Annotated in this window: 2 protein-coding genes; one reads left to right on the top strand and one right to left on the bottom strand. The window is 31.6% G+C overall.

Annotated elements, in window-relative coordinates; all coding sequences use genetic code 11:
• Window positions 1–484 precede the first annotated feature (484 nt).
• Window positions 485–1,873: an APC family permease gene (locus COC46_RS15705; RefSeq protein ID WP_098810758.1), complete on the top strand. Its 1,389-nt coding sequence runs from the start codon at window positions 485–487 to the stop codon at window positions 1,871–1,873.
• Window positions 1,874–1,928: 55 nt separating this feature from the next.
• On the opposite strand, the gene pepF is transcribed toward COC46_RS15705, so the two are convergent.
• Window positions 1,929–3,740, bottom strand: a complete 1,812-nt coding sequence (gene pepF / locus COC46_RS15700) for an oligoendopeptidase F (protein ID WP_098810756.1) — start codon at window positions 3,738–3,740, stop codon at window positions 1,929–1,931.
• Window positions 3,741–3,948: the final 208 nt, after the last annotated feature.

Raw genomic sequence — 3,948 nt, 5'->3', positions numbered from 1 at the left:
GATATAACGACGAGAATTAATGATGTATAATCCGAAACTACGATAAATCAACGAGAATTAATGATGTATAATCCGAAACTACGATAAATCAATGAGAATTAGTGATATATCAACCTAACATAGCATTATATCAACGAAGTACACAACTTTATTTCTTGTATTTCGACAAATAGATGTCACATTAAAAACGGTCGAGCGTCTTATGAACAAAAATTAGGGGAATATGCACAAATACTGCTATCTTATGAACAAAAAGCAGCGTTTTATGAACAACGTATATATCTTTATGAACATATCACATAAATTGTTCGTATTTCCCCATAGATCAGATTCCCTATACACATAAAAAAAATGTAATTTTACACCTATTCAAAATATTATTCTAGTATACAAATAACGATTGAATTTATATAAATATATATGTATAATTACTCAAGTGATTAATAAGTAGAAGATTTTTTATATTGAAAGGTGCAGTATCATCATGGATTCATCAAAAAAATTAGGTGTAATGGGTTTATCATTTTTAAGTATTAATTCAATATTAGGATTACGTAATATTGCTTTTGCTTCAACAATTGGTCCATCGGCATTATTTTATTGGATTGTTGCAGCGTTTATATATTTTATTCCAATTGGGTTGATTGTAGCGGAATTGTCTACAACCTATCCAAATCAAGGTGGTATGGGTGTTTGGGTTCGAAAAGCTTTTGGAGAAAAAGCTTCATTTTTATGTTCGTGGTTTTTTTGGATTGCTAATTTTACGTACTACCCATCACTTTTATTAACAACTACAATTGCGATTGCATATGGAATCAACAAGCCAGAAATGGCAACCCATCCTATGAAAACAGCGATTATTTCTAGTGTAATATTTTGGATAGTTACTTTACTTACTTTAAAAGGCACGAAAATGAGTGGAAGACTGGCATCGGTTGGGGCTCCACTCGGAGTATTAGTTCCAGCTATTTTAATATTTGGTTTTGGATTTTATAGCATGTTTAGTGGTGAACCAAGTGCAACTCACTTTACTCAAAGTACAATCATGCCAAATAATCTTTCTTTTGGAACGATTATGTTTTTATCAACACTAATGTTTGGTTTTTCAGGGGCAGAAATGCTTGGAACTATTGCGGGCAATGTAAGAAATCCACAAAAAACATTTCCAAGAGCAATTTTTATAACTTCAATTATTATTGCTGCAGTATATATCCTTGCAACAGTTGCATTTCAATTTGTCATTACGATTTCATCTGATCAAACTGCGACAGCACTTTATTTGTTTGCAGATAAAATAACATCTCAATTTGGACTGAATTTTTCACTTTCGCAAATTTTAGGAATCTGTTTTGTCCTGGCATTTGTAGGATCTCTATCATTTTTAATTTTGAATCCAAGTGTGATGATTGCTGAAAGTGCAAAGGATGTACTTCCTAAAAATTTACTAAAAGAAAATAAGGATGGAATGCCATCCATATTAGTATTAGGTCAAGCAGTTGCGGTAACTTTAATTTTAATCCTTTCAGCTTTTGTACCAAGTGTGTCTAAGGCTTTAAATATGTTAATTTTAATGTCAACATTAGCGTTTTTTATTCCATATGTATTTTTAATCAGTGCATATATTAAACTACGAATGACTAATAAAAAGATTAACAGACCGTTTAAAATTAAAAGTAATTCACTAGCAATATTAGTAGCGATTATTGGAATGATTTCAGTAGTTGGGACGATTGGTTTAACACTAATCCCAGCTCCAGATACAACATTATTAGAATATTTACCAATCGTACTTGGACCGATATTATTCGGATGTATTGGATTTATACTATATAGTAACGGAACAAAAGGTAAGAAGAAGCATATGAAAAACTAATAAAAGACACCTCAATTATTCAAAAAAATAATTGAGGTGTCTTTTTAATATTTTTTTAGAAAAGTGACTCTAATTCAGTTACTAATGAACCGACATACTCGACAGCTTCTTTAATTGGTGCACTTGTCGTTAAATCAACACCGGCCATTTTTAAAAGTTCAACAGGTTTTTTTGAACCACCTGTTTTTAATACTTCGATCCAAGCATCAATAACAGGTTGACCTTCTGTAGCTACTCTTTTTGAGATTGCAGTTGATGCAGTTAATCCAGCAGAGTAAGTATAAGGATAAAGCCCCATATAATAATGTGGTTGACGCATCCAAGTTAAACTTGAACCTTCATCTAATTCGACAGAATCTCCCCAGAATTCTTTCAGTACATTACCTTTCACTTCACAGAATGTAGTCGCAGTAAGAGGTGTACCTTTTTCAGCAAGTTCATAAACTCTTCTTTGGAATTCACCCTCAAGTAAATGCGTTACAAAATTATGATAATAAGTACCTAGTAATTGAAGAATTACCCAGCGCTTCATTTTTGGATCATTTGTTTCCTTTAGTAAATATTGGCCTAGTAACATTTCATTAAATGTAGAAGGTGCTTCAACGAAATACATTGAAGGACGGGTATTTACAACTCGTTGATATTTATTTGCATAGTAAAAATGACCAGCATGACCTAGCTCATGAGCAAGTACAAATGCATTTCGCATCGTGTCCTGCCAGCTAATTAAAATGTATGGATGCACTCCATAAGGACTAGAGCAGAAAGCACCTGTTGACTTTCCTACATTATCGGAATAATCAATCCAGCGCTCATCGAACGCTTTTTTCATTATGGAAATATAATCAGGACCCATTACTTCTAAAGATTTTAAAATTGTTTCTTTTGCTTCTTCATAAGTAGTACTTGGATTAAAATCTGGATCCATTGGTGCTTTTAAATCATAGAAATGAAGTGATTCAAGTCCAAGTTGTTTTTTCTTTAAGTTTGCTAGTTTGCGCATATGAGGAGCTAATTCTTTAAAAATAATATTTAATTGATTATGGTACATTTCTAAAGATACTTTATGATCTTCTAATAACATGTGAGTGACTGACTCATATTTACGCAATTTACTTAAAGCTACTTCTTTTTTTACTTGAGTAGCATAAACCGCAGCATATGTATTTTTATATTGGTTAAGTGTTTTAGTAAACGATTCATAAGCTTGTTTACGGACTGTATGATTTGGAGAGAATTCGTATAAATTTTCAAACATAGCGAAAGAATTTTCTAATTCTTTTCCGTTATCATCTTCGAATGTTTCGAATTTTAAATCAGCGGACTTACTTGTTTGGTAAATTCGATATGGGGCAGAAGTGACTTCACCGATCGCAGCTAAAGCCTCTTCAGTTTCAGGAAGTAATTTATGTTGCTTAGATGCAATAATGTCTTCTAATAATAATTTAAATACTTCGATTTCATTTTCTTCTTTTATAAATGCTTCTAACATCTCATCATTTAAATTTAAAAGCTCTGACTGAATAAATGTTAAAGTTGTATTTACTTTAGTGCTTAAGCTAGAGAATTGTAAACTATCAGATTGATTTTGAGGATCTGAACCATCACCAGACTGAAGTAAACTTACATATGTACCACAACGAATTAATTGAAGCATAATAGATTCGTAAGTTAACAATGCCTTTTTTAGGCATGCAGCAGACTTAAGAACAGAACCTTTCAACGATTTTGCTTCGACTAAATCATTTTCAATTAGTTCTAAAGCAACTAGCCATTCTGCGCGAGTCGGGAATAAATCCTCTAATTTCCAAGTCATTTCAGTTGGAACCTCAGCACGAGTTAAACGTTTTACTAACATTTTTTCCATCAAATTGCCTCCTTTAGTAGTAATTGGTACGAGTCTATTATACTGTATAAAAACATTTTAAGGGTGAAATTATTCGATAAAATTGAAAATTATAACAATTTATCTGCACAAGCCGTCATTATTTTGATAAAATTAATTGAATTTGGTTAAAAATTTTAACAATTATAAATAAAATTGATAATAAATTTTATGGCTTAAGAAGGGAGTT

It is taken from the genome of Bacillus sp. AFS041924 (assembly GCF_002577195.1).
GTDB lineage: Bacteria > Bacillota > Bacilli > Bacillales > Bacillaceae_G > Gottfriedia.
The sequence above is the reverse complement of the archived record's forward strand: the minus strand, read 5'-3'. Positions and strand labels throughout refer to the sequence as shown.

Excerpts from the sequence above, each read along its gene's own strand:
- COC46_RS15705 (WP_098810758.1), top strand. The coding sequence starts at position 485 with ATGGATTCATCAAAAAAATTAGGTGTAATGGGTTTATCATTTTTAAGT.
- pepF (WP_098810756.1), bottom strand. The coding sequence starts at position 3,740 with ATGGAAAAAATGTTAGTAAAACGTTTAACTCGTGCTGAGGTTCCAACT.